This window comes from Micromonospora sp. NPDC002389, from assembly GCF_040296095.1.
GTDB lineage: Bacteria > Actinomycetota > Actinomycetes > Mycobacteriales > Micromonosporaceae > Micromonospora.
The window spans coordinates 607,883-625,415 of record NZ_JBEOWP010000002.1; the positions used below are offsets into that span (position 1 = coordinate 607,883).

12 protein-coding genes are annotated in these 17,533 nt (G+C 72.7%); 2 read left to right on the forward strand and 10 right to left on the reverse strand.

Features of this window, described 5'->3' with window-relative positions:
• Positions 1-5: 5 nt before the first annotated feature.
• Positions 6-926, reverse strand: a complete 921-nt coding sequence (locus ABT008_RS05980) for a DNA-3-methyladenine glycosylase family protein (RefSeq protein ID WP_350693991.1) — start codon at positions 924-926, stop codon at positions 6-8.
• A gap of 468 nt (positions 927-1,394) precedes the next feature.
• Between ABT008_RS05980 and ABT008_RS05985 the strand changes: the two genes are divergently transcribed.
• The gene (locus ABT008_RS05985; RefSeq protein WP_350693992.1) at positions 1,395-3,341 is read left to right on the forward strand and encodes a stealth family protein; all 1,947 of its coding nucleotides are present in this window, start codon (positions 1,395-1,397) and stop codon (positions 3,339-3,341) included.
• Positions 3,338-5,107, forward strand: a complete 1,770-nt coding sequence (locus ABT008_RS05990) for a stealth family protein (RefSeq protein ID WP_350693994.1) — start codon at positions 3,338-3,340, stop codon at positions 5,105-5,107. The genes ABT008_RS05985 and ABT008_RS05990 overlap by 4 nt, the downstream gene beginning before the upstream one ends.
• A gap of 61 nt (positions 5,108-5,168) precedes the next feature.
• Here the strand turns inward: ABT008_RS05990 and ABT008_RS05995 are convergent, their stop codons facing one another.
• The 9 genes from ABT008_RS05995 to ABT008_RS06035 all read right to left on the reverse strand — a co-directional run bounded on the left by ABT008_RS05995 (position 5,169) and on the right by ABT008_RS06035 (position 17,488).
• The gene (locus ABT008_RS05995; protein ID WP_350693996.1) at positions 5,169-5,855 is read right to left on the reverse strand and encodes a COG4315 family predicted lipoprotein; all 687 of its coding nucleotides are present in this window, start codon (positions 5,853-5,855) and stop codon (positions 5,169-5,171) included.
• 196 nt (positions 5,856-6,051) lie between these two features.
• Positions 6,052-6,825, reverse strand: a complete 774-nt coding sequence (locus tag ABT008_RS06000; protein WP_350693998.1) for an anti-sigma factor family protein — start codon at positions 6,823-6,825, stop codon at positions 6,052-6,054.
• Positions 6,822-7,514: a sigma-70 family RNA polymerase sigma factor gene (locus tag ABT008_RS06005; RefSeq protein ID WP_119579049.1), complete on the reverse strand. Its 693-nt coding sequence runs from the start codon at positions 7,512-7,514 to the stop codon at positions 6,822-6,824. Before ABT008_RS06005 ends, ABT008_RS06000 begins: the two co-directional genes overlap by 4 nt.
• 84 nt (positions 7,515-7,598) lie before the next feature.
• Positions 7,599-8,456 carry a spermidine synthase gene (locus ABT008_RS06010; protein WP_350694001.1) on the reverse strand — a complete coding sequence of 286 codons (858 nt, stop codon included), beginning with the start codon at positions 8,454-8,456 and terminating at the stop codon, positions 7,599-7,601.
• Positions 8,456-9,430, reverse strand: a complete 975-nt coding sequence (locus ABT008_RS06015; RefSeq protein ID WP_350694003.1) for a hypothetical protein — start codon at positions 9,428-9,430, stop codon at positions 8,456-8,458. The genes ABT008_RS06010 and ABT008_RS06015 overlap by 1 nt, the downstream gene beginning before the upstream one ends.
• Before the next feature lie 114 nt (positions 9,431-9,544).
• Complete coding sequence (locus tag ABT008_RS06020; RefSeq protein ID WP_350694004.1) at positions 9,545-12,019, reverse strand: AAA family ATPase; 2,475 nt, start codon at positions 12,017-12,019, stop codon at positions 9,545-9,547.
• A complete protein-coding gene (locus ABT008_RS06025) occupies positions 12,019-13,167 on the reverse strand; it encodes an exonuclease SbcCD subunit D (protein ID WP_350694005.1) in 1,149 nt (382 codons plus the stop codon). Before ABT008_RS06025 ends, ABT008_RS06020 begins: the two co-directional genes overlap by 1 nt.
• Before the next feature lie 32 nt (positions 13,168-13,199).
• Positions 13,200-15,005 carry an ATP-binding protein gene (locus ABT008_RS06030; RefSeq protein WP_350694007.1) on the reverse strand — a complete coding sequence of 602 codons (1,806 nt, stop codon included), beginning with the start codon at positions 15,003-15,005 and terminating at the stop codon, positions 13,200-13,202.
• Positions 15,006-15,172: 167 nt separating this feature from the next.
• A complete protein-coding gene (locus ABT008_RS06035; RefSeq protein ID WP_350694009.1) occupies positions 15,173-17,488 on the reverse strand; it encodes a hypothetical protein in 2,316 nt (771 codons plus the stop codon).
• Between the last annotated feature and the right edge of the window lie 45 nt (positions 17,489-17,533).

The window sequence follows — 17,533 nt, forward strand, 5'->3', positions numbered from 1 at the left end:
TCCGCCTAGAAGCGGGCGAAGGAGCGGATCGGTGCGCGGGGGCCGAACTTCGGCGCCTGCACCCCGGCGACCTCCAGCAGCCGGCAGACCCGACCCCGGTGTCCCCGGAACGGTTCGAGTAGCTCCAGCAGCCGGGCGTCGTCCCCGCGCGGCTCACCGGCCAGCGCCCAGGCCACCGTGTTCGGCACGTGGAAGTCGCCGACGCTGACCGCGTCCGCGTCGCCGTACGCCACGCGTACCACCTCGGCGGCGGTCCAGGCGCCGATGCCGGCGACGGCGGTCAACCGGCGGGTGGCCTCGGCGGCGTCCGCGCAGCGTTCCAGCCGGTCGGCGACGGCGGCGGCCCGGCGCAGGGTCTCGGCCCGGCGCTGTTCGACGCCGAACGGGTGGAACACCCAGTACGGGGTGGCCGCGACGGCGGCCGGCTCGGGCGGCAGCAGCAGCGACACCGGCCCCGGCGCCGGTTCGGCGAAGTGGCGGACGGTTGCTGCGTACGCCCGGTACGCCTCCTTGCCGGTCACCTTCTGCTCGAAGACGGCCCGGAGCACCCGGGGAAAGACCAGGCCGGTGGCGGGCATCCGCACCCCGGCGTGTCGGGCCGCGAGTCGCGCCACCACGGGGTGCGACCGGGCCAGGTCGGCGAAGCCGGTGAGGTCGTCGCGCAGCCCGGCGATGGCGTCGGCGTGCGCGACCACCCAGTCGCCACCCGGCCCGTACCCGTCGGCCCGCAGCTCGCCCCCGATCTCGTGCAGGGCCAGGGTGGCGGGTCCGACCGGCGTACGGGTCGCCCACCAGAGGGTGCCGTCGACGATCCGGGCGCAGGGGTCGTACGGGCTGAACGTGAGCGGCCGGATCGAGGCGGCCAGCCGGTAGCCGGGTGGCGGGCACAGCGTCCGGCTCGCGGTCGGCGCGGTCCCGGTCGTCACCACCCCACTCTGCCACCCGCCCGGCGAGCCGGTGCAGCGCGGTCCGGGTGTTCCTCGTTTGCGATGCCGAAACCAATCAATAACCGTCCGTTCTGCAACCGTCCACCTGAACGGCCAGGATTCTTCGGTCAAATCCCCCTAGATGCTGATGTAACTAGCGCGATCATGAGGGTTCAGTGACGCCATCACGGATTCATCGCTGTCGTGCCCCTGCGCCCGCTGCTATGGTCCGTTTCGCGCGGCACCCGTCCCCTCCACACCGGACGTGAGTGCATAGTCGGGGGAGGCCGAATGGTCAGTTTCCGGTCACCGAGTCGCGCATCACGGGGAGCTTTTCCGAAAGGCAAAGAGATGTCTGCTGGAGCGGCAATTCAGCCGGGGTGGCTCGGAGCCGCCGTCTCGTCACATGCGTTCTCCCACTGACGTGGACGCCCACACCGTGACCCGCCGAACTCGACGGCGGGGCCGATGATCGCTCTGCGTGTTTACCGACTGCTGCCGCCCGCCGCCCGGCGCCGCCTGCTGCGGCTGCTGCCCGAGCACCGGCGGATCGGTGTCGTCCGCACCCTCACCCGACCTCGCGGTGGCGAGACCGTGCATCCGGTCGGAGCCAGGGTGGCGGTCACCGAGGACGGGATCCGCACACAGGCCGAGGTCGTCGCGGCGGCCACACCGTTGCAGATGTGGCACCGCAACCTGACCGCCGTCACCTCCATGTTGGAGTCCGCCGGCATCGAGTACCACTGCGTCCGCAACGACGACCACCTGCGCAGCACGGTGGCGATCCTGGACGACAAGCGGGACGTGGTACGCGAGCTGGTCGGCTCCGCGCCGGAACTGTCGGGAGCACACGTCCGTGTCGTCGAGGTCCGCCCCGAACGCCACCAGCCGGACCTGGCGCCGACCGAGGTGATCCAGGTGTGGTTCCCGGTGACGGACGTCCGAGCCGGTGTGGTGCTGGGCGCGGAGTTCGCCTGCGAGATCGAGCTGTGGACCTGCGTCGGCGACGTGGTCCGGGCACCCCGGCACAACGCGGTGATCGACGAGGCTCCGGCGGCCGCCGAACCGGTCCGGGTCGCGGCGGCACTGCTGAGCCACTTCGTGCCCGAGGCCGACGACCACACCTACGGCACCCGCCAAGACCTCGTCGTACGCGCTCCGGACCGGGTCGGTTTCCCGATCGACGCGGTCTTCACCTGGGTGGACGGCTCGGACCCGGAGTGGTTGGCGCGCAAGCAGGCGGCGCTGGGCACACCCGGCGGCGAGTTGCACGCCATCGCCGCGAACACCTCGCGCTACCACAACCGGGACGAGTTGCGGTACGCGATGCGGGCGCTGTACACCTTCGCCCCCTGGCTGCGGAAGATCTTCGTGGTCACCGACAGTCAACTGCCGAGCTGGCTCGACCCGACCCACCCGATGATCACCGTGGTCCCGCACGTCGATCTCTTCGCCGACCTCGGTGGCCTGTCGTCGTTCAACTCGCACGCCATCGAATCCCGGCTGCACCGGATCGACGGCCTGGCCGAACACTTCCTCTATTTCAACGACGACGTATTCCTGGGGCGTCCGCTGCTGCCCACGCATTTCTTCCACGCCAACGGCATCGCGAAGTTCTTCCCGTCCCCGGCGCAGTTCGGTCTCGGCGAGGCGAAACCCACCGACCCGCCGGTGAACGCCGCCGGGAAGAACAACCGCCGGCACATTCAGCGGCAGTTCGGGGTGACCATCACGCAGAAGATGAAGCACACTCCGTTCGCCCTGCGGCGCAGCATCCTCTATCAGATCGAGGAGATGCTCCAGGCGGACGTCACCGCCACCGCGCAGCACCGGTTCCGTCACCACGAGGACCTGTCGATCCCGTCGTCGCTGCATCAGTACTGGGCATACCTGACCGGGCAGGCCGTGCCCGGCGACATCGAGTACGAGTACGCCGACCTCGGCCACGCGTCCACCCCCGCCCGCCTCGCCGAGCTGCTGACCCGTCGCCACCGCGACGTGTTCTGCCTCAACGACACCGACTCGGACCCTCGGACGTTCGCCGAGCAGGAGCGGATGCTGGCCGACTTCCTGCCGCGCTACCTGCCCTTCCCCGCGCCGTTCGAACTGCCCGACGACGAGGTGGTGGAGCGGCGGAAGCGCAGTGCCAGCGCCCTGTGGTGCAACCGCACCAGTGACCGGACCGATGGACAGGTGGACGCGGAGACGACGCCGTCGCTGCGGATCAGCAGGCAGGTGGACGCCACCACCGTGCCCACACTCCCGGTCGAGCCCCGACTGGACCCGCCCACCCTGCCGTCGAGCCGAGCCGCCGGGCGCGTCGACCGTAGGTCCGTCGGTCTGCCGGCGGGGCCGGAGTCCGCTTCGCCGTCGTCGATCGGCCCCAGCGGCAGCACAGAGGAGCGCGGCTCGTGACCGAGTCCAGGCGAGTCCCGTCCGAAGAGATCCCCAAGGCGGTGGCCGAGCCGTCGGGTTTCGTGGAGGTCTATCGGCGGGTGCTGAGCAAGCAGACCCGTCGCGCCATCGCGAAGAAGGTCAGTCCGCGTACCCGGCACCAGCTCAAGCAGTGGGTGGCGCGTGCCACCGGGGACAGCCGTACCGCCGGTCGGCGGGGGGAACGGTTGGCGCGTCGGCAGCCGGAGCTGCTGGCCGGCGCGGATCGGGCGGTGGTCGTCGCCGACCAGGCGCCCCGGATCGCCCAGGTGGCGGCGACCGTCACCCCGGCGGAGGTACGGCGTCAGAACCTGGCGGCGGTGACGGCCGCGCTCGACGAGGCCGGCGTCGCGTACTTCCGGGTCCGTGGTGCCTCCCACCGGGCGTCGGTGGTCGCGGTCGACGCGGCGGACCGGGAACGGGCGTGCGCCGCTCTGGCCGGCGCCTGCGAGCGGATGCCCGGCTACGTCACCGTGCTGGCCGGCGGCAGGCCGGGTCTGCTTGCCCCCGGTTTCGAGGCGAAGACCTGGCGGCGTGTCGCGGACGCCTCGGTGCTGCGGTTGACCTGGTACAGGACCGATCCCCGGCACCGGTTGGTGCTGGGCCAGGCGTACGGGTGCGAGGTGGAGTTCTGGACCCGGCAGGGTGCGGTGCTCGTGGCACCCCGCCCGAACCGGGTGACGGCCGAGGTGGACGCCGAGGAGCCCCCGGTCGTGGTGTCCGAGGCGCTGTTCACCGGGCTGGAGCCGGCGAGCACCACGGCGACCGCCCGGACCCGGTCCCCGTTCGCCGGTCCGCGCCCCTTCGACGTCACGTTCCCGGTCGACGTGGTCTACACCTGGGTGGACGGCACCGACCCCGACTGGCTGCGACGCCGCGCCAAGGTGACCGGAGTGCCGTACCACAGCGAGGCGGCGAACGCGGCGCGCTTCCTCAGCCGGGACGAACTGCGGTACTCACTGCGTTCGCTGCACCTGTACGCGCCCTGGGTGCGCAACGTCTACCTGGTGACCGACGATCAGGTGCCGCCGTGGTTGGCGCGGTCCGCGCCGGGGATCCGGGTGGTCAGCCACCAGGCCATCTTCTCCGACCCGTCGGTGCTGCCGACCTACAACTCGCACGCCATCGAGAGCCAACTGCACCACATCGACGGGCTCTCCGAGCACTTCCTCTACTTCAACGACGACGTGTTCCTCGGGACGGAGGTGCTGCCCTCGGACTTCTTCCTGGCCAACGGCATCTCCCGCTTCTTCCCGTCGCCGGCGCTGGTGCCGCCCGGAGCGGCGACCGCCGAGGACATCCCGTCCTCGGCGGCGGGGAAGAACAACCGTGCCCTGATCACCGAGCGCTTCGGGACGGTGCTGACGCAGAAGATGAAGCACATGCCACACGCACTGCGGCGCAGCGTGTTGTACGAGATCGAGGAGGACTTCGCCGTACCGCACGGCCGTACCGCCGGCAGTCGCTTCCGCAGCATGACGGACATCTCGATCGCCTCGTCGCTGCACCACTACTACGCGTTCCACACCGGGCGGGCGGTGCCGGGGGATCTGCGGTACGCCATCGCCGAACTGTCCCACCCGGACACTCCCGCCCGGCTCGCGCACCTGCTGGCCCGTCGGGACCGGCAGGTGTTCTGCCTGAACGACGCCTTCTCCACCGAGGAGGACCTGGCCGACCAGCTCAAGGTCGTCACCCCGTTCCTGGACACCTACTTCCCGGTGCCCAGCCCGTGGGAGAACGGCTGAGAGACGACCGTGGCCGGCCGCGCCCGTACGGGCTGCGACCGGCCACCGGTGACGGATCGGATCAGTAGTCCGAGCCGCTGTCCGACTTGGTCTTCGACGGCGGGGCGACCGCCTTCGGGGTGCCCTTGGGCAGGCACTCCAGGTTCTTGCTGCCGTCCGGGTTCACCACGAACCAGGTGCCGCCGACGCCCTGGCCCTTCCACTGGCCGGGCTTCTTGTCACCGATGTAGGTGTAGAGCGGCCAGCCGTCGAGGGTGATCTGACGGGTGCCGTCGGGGCGGGTGATGGTGCCCACCGCGTCGTCCGAGACGCCCTTGAGCTTCGGGTTGCCGTCGGTCAGCGCGGCCGGCCACACCTCGATGCACTGGCCCTCGCAGTTGCTGGCCGGCGGGTCGTTGGTGTCGTTGTCGAAGCGGTACAGGAGGAACCCGTCCTGGTTGACGACCGCGCTCCCCATCCGGGGGAACTTCTTGCCGGTGAGGCTCTCGGTCAGTTCGAGGCCGTCGGGCAGGGGAACGTCGTTGTCGTCTCCCGCGCCGGGTGATGCGGAGGCGCCCGGCGTGGCGCTCGCCTCCGGGTTCGCGCTGGCCTCCGGGTCGGCGGTGACGGTGGGCTCGGCCGCGGCAACGGCGACCGGCTCGGCCGGACCGGCGTTCGTCCCGTCGTAGCCGGCGGGAGCGCAGGCCGTGAGTGCGACCATGGCGCCCACGGCGCTCACAGCGATGACGGTCCGCTTGATCTGTGCCACGTGCCCTCCTCATGCTTGACAGTCACCGGGATATACGGGGGCGGCAGTGTCAAGGTTGAATGCGAAACGGTGGCTCATTTCACAGTGGAGCCGTTGAACCGGAACCCCTGAACCTGCGTAGGAGTGCGTATCCGCAGACCAGAGCCACGAAGGCCCGCCTCCGAACGGAGACGGGCCTTCGTCGATGCGGTACGGATCAGGGGGCGGGCACGGTCAGCAGCGACCGGGCGGTGCCCCTGCCGTTCACCTCCTGCACCTCGACGTGCTTGATCTCCTCCAACTGCGCCGACGTGGTCGCGGAGAGCGTGGCCCGGACCGGGTTGCTGTTGGTGCCGTACCCGGACGGCGGCACCGTCCAGGTGGAGACGACCTCGGTGCTGTTGTCCTTCTTCACCACGACCAGACGGCAGGTGCGTGGACCGGGCAGCCGGCCCAGGCTGAAGTCCAGCTTGGTGCCGAAGTCCTTGCCGATGAAGAAGTACGTGCCCTCGACACCGGTGCTCGGGTCGGTGACGTCGACCTGCTCACCCTCCTGCTCGTTGCCGCCGAAGCCGGGGCCCGAGTTGCCGGAGCCGCCGCCCGACGGGTCGACCGGGGCGCTGCTCGGCCCGGCGAAGGGCCGCGCGCCACTGTCGCCGGACAGGTTGCTGAACACCACACCGGTCAGGCCGCCGAACACCACCACGGCCGCCGCGGTCGCCAGGATCTGCCGGAACCGGGCCTTACGCCGGTGGCTGCGCAACGCCACGAGCGTACGGTCCAACAGGACCGGATCGGAGTGGGTCTGCTCCAGCGCCGTCACCGACTCCTCGTCGATGTCGGAGAGCAGCCCGACCACCGGCACCATCGACTCCAGTTCGGCGGCGCAGGCCCAGCAGGTCGCGAGGTGTTCCTCGAACCGCTCCATGTCCTGTTCGTCCAGTACGCCGAGCGCGTACGCGGCGACGTCCATGTGGTCTACCCGGCTCATTCCGTCACCCCCCGTTCCTGCAGAGCTGTGCGCAGCGCGCGCAGCGCGTAGTAGACCCGCGACTTCGCGGTGCCCAACGGCAGACCGAGCTCCTCGGCTGCCTCCGGCACCGTCCGGCCCCGGAAGTACGTCGCCACCAGGATCTCCCGGTGCGATTGACTCAACGTACGCAACGCGTCCGCCACCGTCATCGAGCGCAGCACCCGGTCGGTGCTGTCCGACTCGGCGAAGGCGGTCAGGTCCCGGTCGTACGTCTCGGCCGGGCGCGCCTGCTCGCTGCGATGCTCGTCGATGGCGATCCGGCGAGCCACCGTCACCAGCCACGGCCGCAGCGACCCCTGCCCCTGCGTACCCAGTCGGTGCGCATTTCGCCAGGCCCGCAGCAACGTCTCCTGGACGATGTCCTCCGCCCGCTGCCGATCCCCACCGGTCAGCCGCATCACGAACATCAGCAGCGGGCCGGCGTGCTCGGCGTACAGCGTGCGGATCAACTGGTCGGAGTGGGCGGCCTCGGTCGTCGTGGCCTGGTGTCGGCCAGGGGCAGGTCGCGGCGTCACCGGGCTATTCTGGCGAGACGTCGCCCGGGAGTCGACCCCACGGTCGGACGTGGTCGGCCGCGACTGGGATCGAGCGGACATCCAGTCCACCCGCACCCGGTCGCCTTGCCAACCGACCGCCAGTGCATGCATGCAGACCTCCGGATGTCCATGGACAGAAAGCCGTCCCCCCACGGGCATGGCTGCCGGGTAGTACGGAGGGCCTCGCCGAACGGATCAACGGCGGACGGAAAAAATCCCCGGTGGGGGCGGTGTGGAGTCGCTGGCGTCGCTGTCGTGCACCACCGGGGAGCCTCCGGCGAACCGGTCGAGCTCCGCGCCGGCCAGCACCCGGCCGGGGAACCAGTCACCGGCGGCCCGCCGGGTCAACGCCGCCACCGGCGGCTCCTGCCGACCGGCGACCAGCACCAGGTTGCCGTAGCGCCGCCCGCGCAGCACCGCGGCGTCGGCCACCAGGCAGGCCCGGGGCAGCAGCTCGCGGACGGTCGCCACCTGCCCACGGGCGTACCGCAGCGGCGGCCCGTCGGCCAGGTTCGCCAGATACCAGCCGCCCGGCCGCAGCACCCGGGCCACCTCGGCGGCGTACTCGACCGAGGTCAGCCGGGCCGGTGTCCGGGAGCCGGCGAAGACGTCCGCGACGATCACGTCGTAGCCGCCGTCCCGCCCGCCGGCCAGCACCGCCCGCGCGTCGTCCACCCGGACCTTGAGTCGTGGATCGGGCCGCCAGGGCAGCTCCCGACGGACCAGGTCGACCAGCGCACCGTCCACCTCGACCACCCGCTGCACCGAACCGGGCCGGGTGGCCGCGACGTACCGGGGCAGGGTGAGCGCACCGCCACCCAGGTGCAGCACCCGCAACGGCGCACCGGCGGGCGCGACCAGGTCGATCGCGGCGGCCAGGCGGCGGACGTACTCGAACTCCAGGTGGGTCGGGTCGGTCAGGTCCACATGCGACTGCGGGGCGCCGTCCAGCAGCAACGTCCACGACCCGGGCCGGTCCGGGTCGGGCGCCAGCTCGGCCTGCCCGGTGTCGACCCGCGCGGTGATCCGGTCGGCGTCGCGCCGCCGACCCATCAGCGACCCCTCCGGGCGGCGGCGGTCAGCGCGCGGTGCAGCAGCCGCGAGTCACCCAGCCGGGAGCGCAACAATCGTTCCAGCCCGGCGATCGGGACCAGGTTCTGCGGGGCGCGGGGGTCCTTGTAGGGAGTGGAGGCGAACCGGGGCAGGGTGACCAGCGACAGGTCGGCAAGCCGCACCACCTCGGCGATCTCCAGGTCCGCCGAGCACTCCAGGCGGACGATCCCGGCCCAGGGCGCACCGGCGGCCACCGGCAGCCGGACGTACCACGACCAGCCGCCCCACGCGGTGCCCAGGCGGAACACCGGCGAGCGGTGACCGGCGGCGAGCCCGGTGACCACCGCGGTGAGCCGGGCGTCGAGATACTGGCTGTGCTGGGTCTTGATGTAGCCCAGGGTGCGCGGCAACTGCCGCCGGTTGCGCAGCGGTCCGTCCACCACCAGCAGGTCGTCGTCGGTACGCGCGGCGGACGAGACCTCCACCTCCAGCGCGGTCAGCGGCCCCTGCACGGCGGCCGGCAGCTTGGCCAGCTCCCCGGTGCCGCTGACGCGGTGCACCGGATAACGGACGGTGCCGGCGACCACGTCGGTGGCGGACGGGCTGGCCGTGAAGAGGCCCCGGCCCACCTTGGCGCCGGCCATCCGGGCCGCGCCCCGCTCCAGGTCGCACCGGACCACCCCGGCGGCGTACGAGGCGGCCAGGCCGGGGAACGACGTGCCGTCCTCCTCCGCCGTCCAGACGCTGGCGTCGATCCGGCGTACCCCGTCGACCAGCAACACCACGTCCGGGGCGCGGACCCCGGGCCGGGGACCGATCGCCCGCCAGTCCACCACCGGCAGCTCGTGCTCCGCCTCCACCTGGGCGCTGCTCGGCGCGGCCGGCCCGGCCGCCGACGCCTCGAACGAGGCCCCGTAGGCGGGATCCCACGCGTCGACGAAGAACCGCCCCGCACCTGCCGGCCCCGCGCTCACGGGTCTTGCCTTTCGTTCGCGACTGCGGGGCTCCGCTGCGCTGCACTCCTCGCGCTCACGGGTCTTGCCTTTCGTTCGCGACTGCGGGGCTCCGCTGCGCTGCACTCCTCGCGCTCACCGGCCGGTCCGTTCGATGCGGGCCGAGCGCGCGTCCTTACGGACCTCGAAGCGGACCGGGATGCGTTCGGCCAGGGCCGGTACGTGGGTGACCACGCCGACCATCCGGTCACCCCGGGCGGCCAGGTTCTCCAGGGTGGCGGCGACCGTGTCGAGGGTGGCCGCGTCGAGGGTGCCGAAGCCCTCGTCCAGCACGATCGACTCCAGGCTGGCCGCCGTGGTGGACATCCCGGCCAACTGCTCGGAGAGCGCCAGCGCCAGCGCCAGGGACGCCTGGAACGTCTCGCCGCCGGAGAGGGTGCGTACGCCCCGGCGCAGCCCGGCGTCGTAGTGGTCGACGACGAAGAACTCGCCCTTGTCGTGGACCAGGTCGTACTGCCCGCCGGAGAGTTCCCGCAGGATCCCCGAGGCGCCGTCGACAAGCAGGTCCAGCGCCTCGGCCAGCAGCCACCGCTCGAAGTTGTTGGCCCGCAGGTGTCCGGCCAGCGCCCGGGCCACCTGGGCCCGGCGTTCGTGTTCGGCCCGCTGGGCGCGCAGCTCCTCGGCCTGGGCGCGGCGTTCGGTCAGCCGGCGCAGGTCGGCCTCGGCGCGCTCGACGGCGACCGTGGCGGCGCGTACCGGATCGTCGGGAGCGGGCAGGTCGGCGGTGGTGAAGATGCCCGCGATCCGGGCCGCGACCTCGGTGACCACCGCCTCGGCCGCGGCGACCGACTCCGCCGACCCGGCCCGCAGCGCCTGGCGTTGCCGCGCCTGCTCCCGGGCCCACTCCGACAGCGTGGTCCACGCGGCGGCGACGTCGTCCCGGTCGGCCGCCGGCGGCCCGAACCGGGCCACCCCGTCGCGTACGCCGTCGAACCGCCGCCACGCCGACCGCAGTCGCTCCTGCGCCGTGTCCAGCGCACCCCGGGCCCGCCGGGCGGTGTCCCGACCGGCCCGGACCGCCGCTGCCGCCTCGTCGAGTGCCTGCCGCAGCCGCGCGTGCTCGGCCAGCGTGGCCCGCAACGCCTCGGCGGTGGCCGCACCGTCCAGCCGTTGGTCCACCTCGGTCAGGCGGCTGCGCAACCCGTCCTGCTCGGCGCGGGCCCGCAGCAGCACCCGTTCCAGGTCACGGGCGGCCGAGTCGCGCTCGGCCAGCAGTCGCTTCGCCGCCTCGCTGGCCGCCCGGGCCGCCTTGCCGGCCGCCACCGCCTGCGCCACCGCCGAACCGGCGGGCATCGCCGGCACCCGGGCGACGGTCTGTTCGCAGACCGGGCAGGAGTCGCCGTCGCTCAGGTGCGCCCGCAACGCCGCCGCCTGGTCGGTCGCCTTGGCGTCCTCGTGGGCCTGGAACGCCGCCGCCAGCTCGGCCTCGGCACGGTCGGCCGCCGTCCGCGCCTCGGCCAGCGCACCGGCCGCCGCCTCGTGCTCGGCCCCGGCGGTCCGCACCACGGCGCGTACCTGCTCCGCCTCGGCGTCGAGCCGGTCCCGGTCGGCGTACGCGCGCAGCAGCATCCGCAGCGCGCTCTCGTCACCGGCGGCGGCCAACTCCCCGCGCAGCTTCTCCTCACGCTCCTCGGCCAGCGACACCGCGCCCGCCGCCGCGTCGGCCTCGGCCCGCGCGGCGTCCACCGCCCGGGCCACCTCGGCCACCCCGTCCGGTGCCCGAACCTCGCCCAGCACGGTCAACTCGGCGTCCAGCGCCGCCAGCGCCGTCCCGGCCTCGCGCACCGTCGCCCGCGCCGCGTCCAGCTCCGGTACGCACCGCTCCACCGCCTCCGCCAGCTCCCGCATCCGGTCCACCTGGTCGGTGAGCTGTGTCAACGTGGCGTCGTCGGTGTCGGCGAGCCCGGCCAGCAGTTGGTCGACCGTCTCCAGCTTGGCCTCGGCCTGCCCGGCACGGGTGGTGGCCCGCTGCTGCACCTGTTCGTAGACACCGAGTCCGAGCAGGTTGACCAGGATCTGCTGGCGGGTCGCAGGGCGGGCGTGCAGGAAGTCGGCGAACTGCCCCTGCGGCAGCACCACGCAACTGGTGAACTGCTCGTACGGCAGGCCCACCGCCTCCAGCACGGCGGTCTCCATCTCGGCCGGCGTGCCGGCGACCACCTCGCCCAGGTCCTCCGGGCTGAGCCCGGTGTCCAGCTTGGTGACGTCGAACCCGTCGGGCATCAGTTGCAGACCGGCGTTCGCGGTCTTCGCGTTGCCCCGGCTGTCCCGGCGCACCACCCGGGTGGCCACGTAGCGGGCCCCGCCGGACTCGAAGACCAGCCGCACCCGCGCCTCGGTCGACGACGGGGCCAGCGCGTTGCCGAGCCCCCGCGCGCCACCCCAGCGCGGCACCGTGCCATAGAGCGCGAAACAGATCGCGTCGAGCACCGTCGACTTGCCCGAACCGGTCGGCCCGACCAGGGCGAAGAAGTCGGCGTCGGTGAAGTCGACGGTGGTCTCGTCCCGGAAGACGGTGAAGCCCGCCATGTCCAGCCGCATCGGCCGCATCAGTGATCGACCTCCTCGATCAGCTCGTCGAAGAGTTCCCGGACCCCGTCGTCGGCATGCCCCCGGCTGTCCAGGTAGTCGGCGAAGAGTTGGCGGGGCGACCGGCCGGCCCGCTGGGCGACGCGGGTGCCGCTGCCCGGCGCGGGCACCAGCTCCGGATCGATGCGGATCTCCAACGCGCGGGGGAGCAGCTCCTGCACCTCCTCCCGCAGCCCGGCCCGGGGCTGCTCGCGGACGTACACCCGCAGCCAGCCCTCCGGCGGGGTGATCCCGGCGAGCTGGGCCAGCGTGCCGCGTACCGTGCGCAGCGCCGTCGCCTCCGCCACCGGCACCTCCCGGACCCGTGCCGCCGTCGTCGCGGTCACCTCCACCAGGGTCACCGACGGCACGTTCTCCTGCTCGCCGAAGTCCACCGCCAACGGGGCGCCGCTGTAGCGGATCGGGCACGGCCCCTGCACCCGCTGGGCGCGGTGCAGGTGGCCCAGGGCCACGTAGTGCGCGGTGCCGGGGAAGACCGTGGCGGGCACGGCGTACCCCAGCACGGTGTGCGCGTCCCGTTCGCCGCCGCCGGTGGTCGCGCCCACCACGGTCAGGTGCGCGGTGACCAGGTGCACCCGGTCCGGCTCGTCGAAGCCCTCGGTCAACCGGGCGAGGATGCGGCCCAGGTGGTCGGCGTACGTCTGGTTGGTCTCGGCGGCGGTCAGCTCGTACATCTCCACCGCGCGGATCGCGTACCGCTGGGACAGGAACGGCAGCGCGGCCAGCCGCCAGCGTTCCCCGTCGGCGGTCGTGCCGTCCACGACGTGCTCGGCCGGATCCTCGCGGACCGCACCGCGCAGCGTGATGCCGGCGGCCTCGGCCCACGGCCGCAGCGCGTCCAGCGCCGCGCCGTTGTCGTGGTTGCCACCGATCGCCACCACGTCCGCGCCGGTGCGGCGCAACGCGGTCAACGCCCGGGTGACCAGGCGGGTCGCCTCCGCCGTCGGCGCGGCGGTGTCGTAGAGGTCGCCGGCGATGACGACCAGGTCGGGCCGTTCCTGGCGGGCGATGTCGATGACCCCGGCCAGCACCTGCTTGTGCTCCTCGGCCCGGGACTGCCCCTTGAGGACCTTGCCCACGTGCCAGTCCGAGGTGTGCAGGATCTTCACGGGTAGCCCTCTCCTCGTGGCGCGGAAGTCGTCTAGAAGGGGATGTCGTCGTCGGCGCTGCCGCCACCGGAACCCACCACGGCGAACGGGTCGGCGGACTGGGTGATCGAGCGCAGCGTCTGCGACGGGGTGGCACCGGCCTCGGAGACCCGGGTGGCCCAGGCCGGGAACGGGAACTCCAGGCAGAGCGGCACCGGGATGTCCGGCTGGTTGACGAACATCGTGCCGGGTTTGGCCAGCAGCGCCCGCTGCCGTTGCGCCGGGGGCAGGAAACCGTACTCGGGGCGGGACGCCTCGGCCGGGTCGAGCCGGCCGACCACCCGGATCGCGGAGTTGGTGACGATGCGCCGCTCCACCTCGCTGGCGGTCTGCTGCGCGCCGATCAGGATGACCCCGAGGGAGCGGCCCCGCTCGGCGATGTCGAGCAGCACCTCCTTGATCGGGGAGGAGCCCTCGCGGGGGGCGTACTTGTTGAGCTCGTCGAGCACCACGAACAGCAGCGGCTTGGCGCCCTGCTTCTCCTTGTTGTCGAACTCGGTCTTGAGGGTCACGCCGACCACGAAGCGCTGCGCGCGATCCGGCAGGTTGTGCAGGTCGACGACGGTGACCTGGGCCGACTCGGCGGTGTTGATGGAGTGCGGGCGGCGGGTCGCCAGGTCGCCCCGGATCAGCCGGGACAGGTCCTTCTTGCTGCCGATGAGTCGTCGGGCGAAGGCGTTCACCGTGCCCAGACCGACCGCGCTGCCCGCCCAGTCGCTGCGCGTCTCGTCGTCGCTGAGCTGCTCGACGATGTGGTCGACCAGGTCGGCGTAGGTGCCCAGCCGCACCCCGTCGACGCTGACCCCGCCGTCGGCGGGCTGGGCGTAGCGGGCCAGGTGGGCGGCGACCGAGTGGACCACCATCGTGTACTGCTGCCGTTCGTCGTCGGCGTCCGCGAAGACGTACGGCAGCAGGCGCTTCTCGCAGAACTCGGACAGCGTCCAGTAGAAGCTGTCCACTCCGGTCAGTCGGTTGTGCACGTCCGGCGTGCCGGAGGAGTCGCCGACCCTCGGCGGGGCGTACACCCGCACGTCCGGGAAGGCGTCGGCGACCAGACCGAGCCGGGCGTACGCGGCCCGGGTGGCGTCGTCCAGCCGGACGTTCGGATGGTCGAGGAAGAGCAGGTCCTCGCCCTTGACGTTGAAGATCAACGCCTTGGCGTTGACCGCGTCCCCGCCGAGCTGGCCGGAGCGGAACACCGAGTACAGCAGGAAGGTGGCGAAGCTGGTCTTGGTCGCCACCCCGGAGATGCCGGAGATCGACACGTGCGCGCCGCGCGTGCCGTCGAGGAAGTCGGCGTTGAGATAGACCGGCACCCCGTCGCGCCCGGTGCCCATCGGGACGCGTCGCTCCATCCGGTCGAAGTGCAGCGCCCGGGCGCGGGCGTCCCCCTCGGCCCGGTGCACCACCGCGCCTGGGTGCGGCGGCACGTAGAACTCCGGGTCCACCCGGGTGGTGGTGATCTCGGCGGCCTCCTGCACCTGCGCCGGCAGCGTGCCGTCGGCGATGGCGAACACGTCGGAGTCGAACTGCGCGCCCTCGTGCCGCGCGCGAACCTGGGTGACCACCCCGGCGATGGTCACCGGCTCGCGGTCCGGCAGCTCCCGCCGGGTGACCACCACGTCGTCGAGCTGGAGGTAGCTGCCGGGGGCGACCGCCGTCCAGAACTGCAGCGGCGTGGCGTCGGCGGTGCCGAGCACCCGACCGACCCCCTCGCCCGGCCCGTCGATCCCGCCCGGACCGACCCCCTCGCCCGGGCCGACAATCTCGCCCGGACTGTAGATCCCCTGGTCAGTCATCAGGCAGCTCCGGTCGGCTGGTCGTCGCGGTCGGCACACACGCCCTGCATCCTGCCGGAGGAGTACGACAGGCCGCCACGCGACGCGGCGGAGACCACGCCCCGGTCACACCCGTCCGGCGCGTACCGCGACCGACCGTGGACCCTGCGTGTCGGTGAGCGGGACGCCTACCGGTGTCGCCGCGGCGGCTGCCCGCTCGGGTCGAGCCGCCCGGCCAGCTCGTGCACGGCCGCCTCGTACCCCCGGTCGGTGTGGTACGGCCAGTGCTGGTCGATCGGCGGCGGGACGGTGTCGTCCGGGTCGACGACGACCGCGCGGGGATCGCGCAGCCGCCGGTCGACCGTACCGGCCGGACCCGACACGCGCGGGCGCTCGCCGGGGTGATGTGCGGAGAAGATGGGCCCGCCGACCGGGTCGGTGTCGCGCCACAGGTTCACCCACCGCCAGCCGACCCGATCGCCCAGCTCGTGCAGCGTCGCGTCGCCGAGGAAGGCGGGGAAGAGCCGGGCGTAGAGCCGGTGCAACGGGCTGCCGTGGGTCAGCAACGCCACCCGCTGCCGCACCTGCTCCGGCAACTGGAGCAGCGTGGCGGCGGCGAGGACGGAACCGTGACTGTGCCCGGAGAGCACCACGTCGCCCCGGGCGGTCAGCGCGGTGACCCGCTTGGCCAGCTCCGGCACGGCCCGCTCGGCGTAACAGGGTGGTGCGAACGGGTGCACCGTACGCGGCCAGAAGGTGCCCAGGTCCCAGATCACCGCCACCGTGCGGCGGGTCTCCTCGGACCGGTACGAGAGCACCCCGAGCACCAGGATGCCCAGAGCGACCAGACCGATGACGTACATGCCGACGTCGGTGGCGATGGCGAGGTTCGTGGTGGCCACGCCGTCGGTGTCGGCCAGCCGTCGGCTCAGGTCCGACGGTCCGATGCCGATCAGGTCGAGCCCCACCACGGCCACGCCGAGCAGGGAGAGCACCAGGAACACGACGAAGGCCGGGGTGAGCTGCTCGGCGATTGCGGCCCGGGCGACCACCTGGCGGACGGTGCGGCGCCGGGGGACCGCCTCCGGCGGTACGTCGGGGAAGTCGCGCCGCACGATCTCCTCGGCCATCCGGCGTCGTCGCCGCCGGCTGCTCAGCACCCGCCACATCGCCGTCGCGGCCACCACCATGATTGCCACCAGTCCGGCGAGCGCGGCCCACCGGTAGGAGACGGGCGGTTCCAGCGGCGGCGCGCCGGGCACGTTCGGCCGGATCGGGTTCGGGATCTCGCCCCGGTCCAGGAAGTCGGCGACCCGGTAGACCAGGGCGGCGGAGAACCCGTACGCGGCGGCGATCGCCGCGGCGGCGAACACCGGCGCGGCCAGCCCGCTCAACCAGGACGAGCCCTTCGCCGCGTGGCGCCGCTGGTGCAGCGTGGTGGCGGTGAGCACCGCCAGCAGGGCGGCCTGGACCGCGATCAACGCGGCCACCGCCCCCTCGAACCCGGGAAGCTGTTCCCGGGGCGGTGCCGGCTCCAGCGGGACGACGGTGTAGATCAGCGCCAGCACGGTGAGCCCGGTGGCCACCAGCCGCAGCGTACGGATGCCCCGCACGTCGACCGGCCCCCGGCCAGGCCCGTCGTCGACCAGGCGGGCGGGTACGCAGAGCAGCACCACGCAGGCCGCGAGCAGGAACCAGGCCGCCACGAACAGCACGTACGCGACCGGTGTGGGTCGGATCTTGATCTGTGCGCCGAGCAGGATGGCGTCCAGGGCTCCCAGCCCGACCGCCACGTGGATGGCACGCAGCCGCTGCACCACGAGCGCGTCGTTCCAGAAGCCCGGACTGTCGATCCGGTCCTCTCCACCGCCGCCCCGGTTCCCGCCGCCCCGGTCCTGGCCGTTCGCAGCCGGGAACGCCTCGAACACCCGGGCGGAGCGTTCGCCGAGCCACCAGAGCAGCCGCAGCGCGCCGATCGGCAGCAGCGCCAGCAGCGCCAGGCGCGGCCCCAGCGGCAGGTGCGACAGCCAGGACAGGTACGGGCGGTTACGGATGCAGGGCTGATAGGGCGTGCACTGCCAGCCGACGATGTCGACGGTCACGCCGACGATCGACAGGACGAACGCGGCGGTCAGGGTGCCGGCGAGCAGCCGGCAGACCGGGCCGATGAGGCCGCCAGTGCCGCCGGTCGGCGGCCGGGCCCAGACGGCCAGGTTGACCAGCATGAACGGCAGTAGGAACAGCAACGACAGGGTACGCACCGCGCCGCCCGCGGTGAGCGCACCCCAGCGGTACGCCTCCACGTGCATCCCGCCCGGACGGTCGCTGATCCCGAACCCGGGGCGGGGGCGGTAGAACCCGGCGTTGGTGTCGCCGGCCACCCGGATCACCACGGGATGGTCGAGCAGCGACTCGGCGGAGGTGCCGGAGACGCCGTGCACCCGTAGCTCGACCACCTCGTGTGCCAACGCGCCGCCTCCCGGCAGTTGCCGATCCCGGTTCACGGTAGTGAGCCGAGCGGCGACCAGGTGGCGGATTGCGGCAACTCG

Coding starts and splice junctions, on each gene's coding strand:
- ABT008_RS05985 (WP_350693992.1), top strand. CDS start 1,395: ATGATCGCTCTGCGTGTTTACCGACTGCTGCCGCCCGCCGCCCGGCGC.
- ABT008_RS06000 (WP_350693998.1), bottom strand. CDS start 6,825: ATGAGCCGGGTAGACCACATGGACGTCGCCGCGTACGCGCTCGGCGTA.
- ABT008_RS06005 (WP_119579049.1), bottom strand. CDS start 7,514: ATGCATGCACTGGCGGTCGGTTGGCAAGGCGACCGGGTGCGGGTGGAC.
- ABT008_RS06010 (WP_350694001.1), bottom strand. CDS start 8,456: ATGGGTCGGCGGCGCGACGCCGACCGGATCACCGCGCGGGTCGACACC.
- ABT008_RS06020 (WP_350694004.1), bottom strand. CDS start 12,019: ATGCGGCCGATGCGGCTGGACATGGCGGGCTTCACCGTCTTCCGGGAC.
- ABT008_RS06030 (WP_350694007.1), bottom strand. CDS start 15,005: ATGACTGACCAGGGGATCTACAGTCCGGGCGAGATTGTCGGCCCGGGC.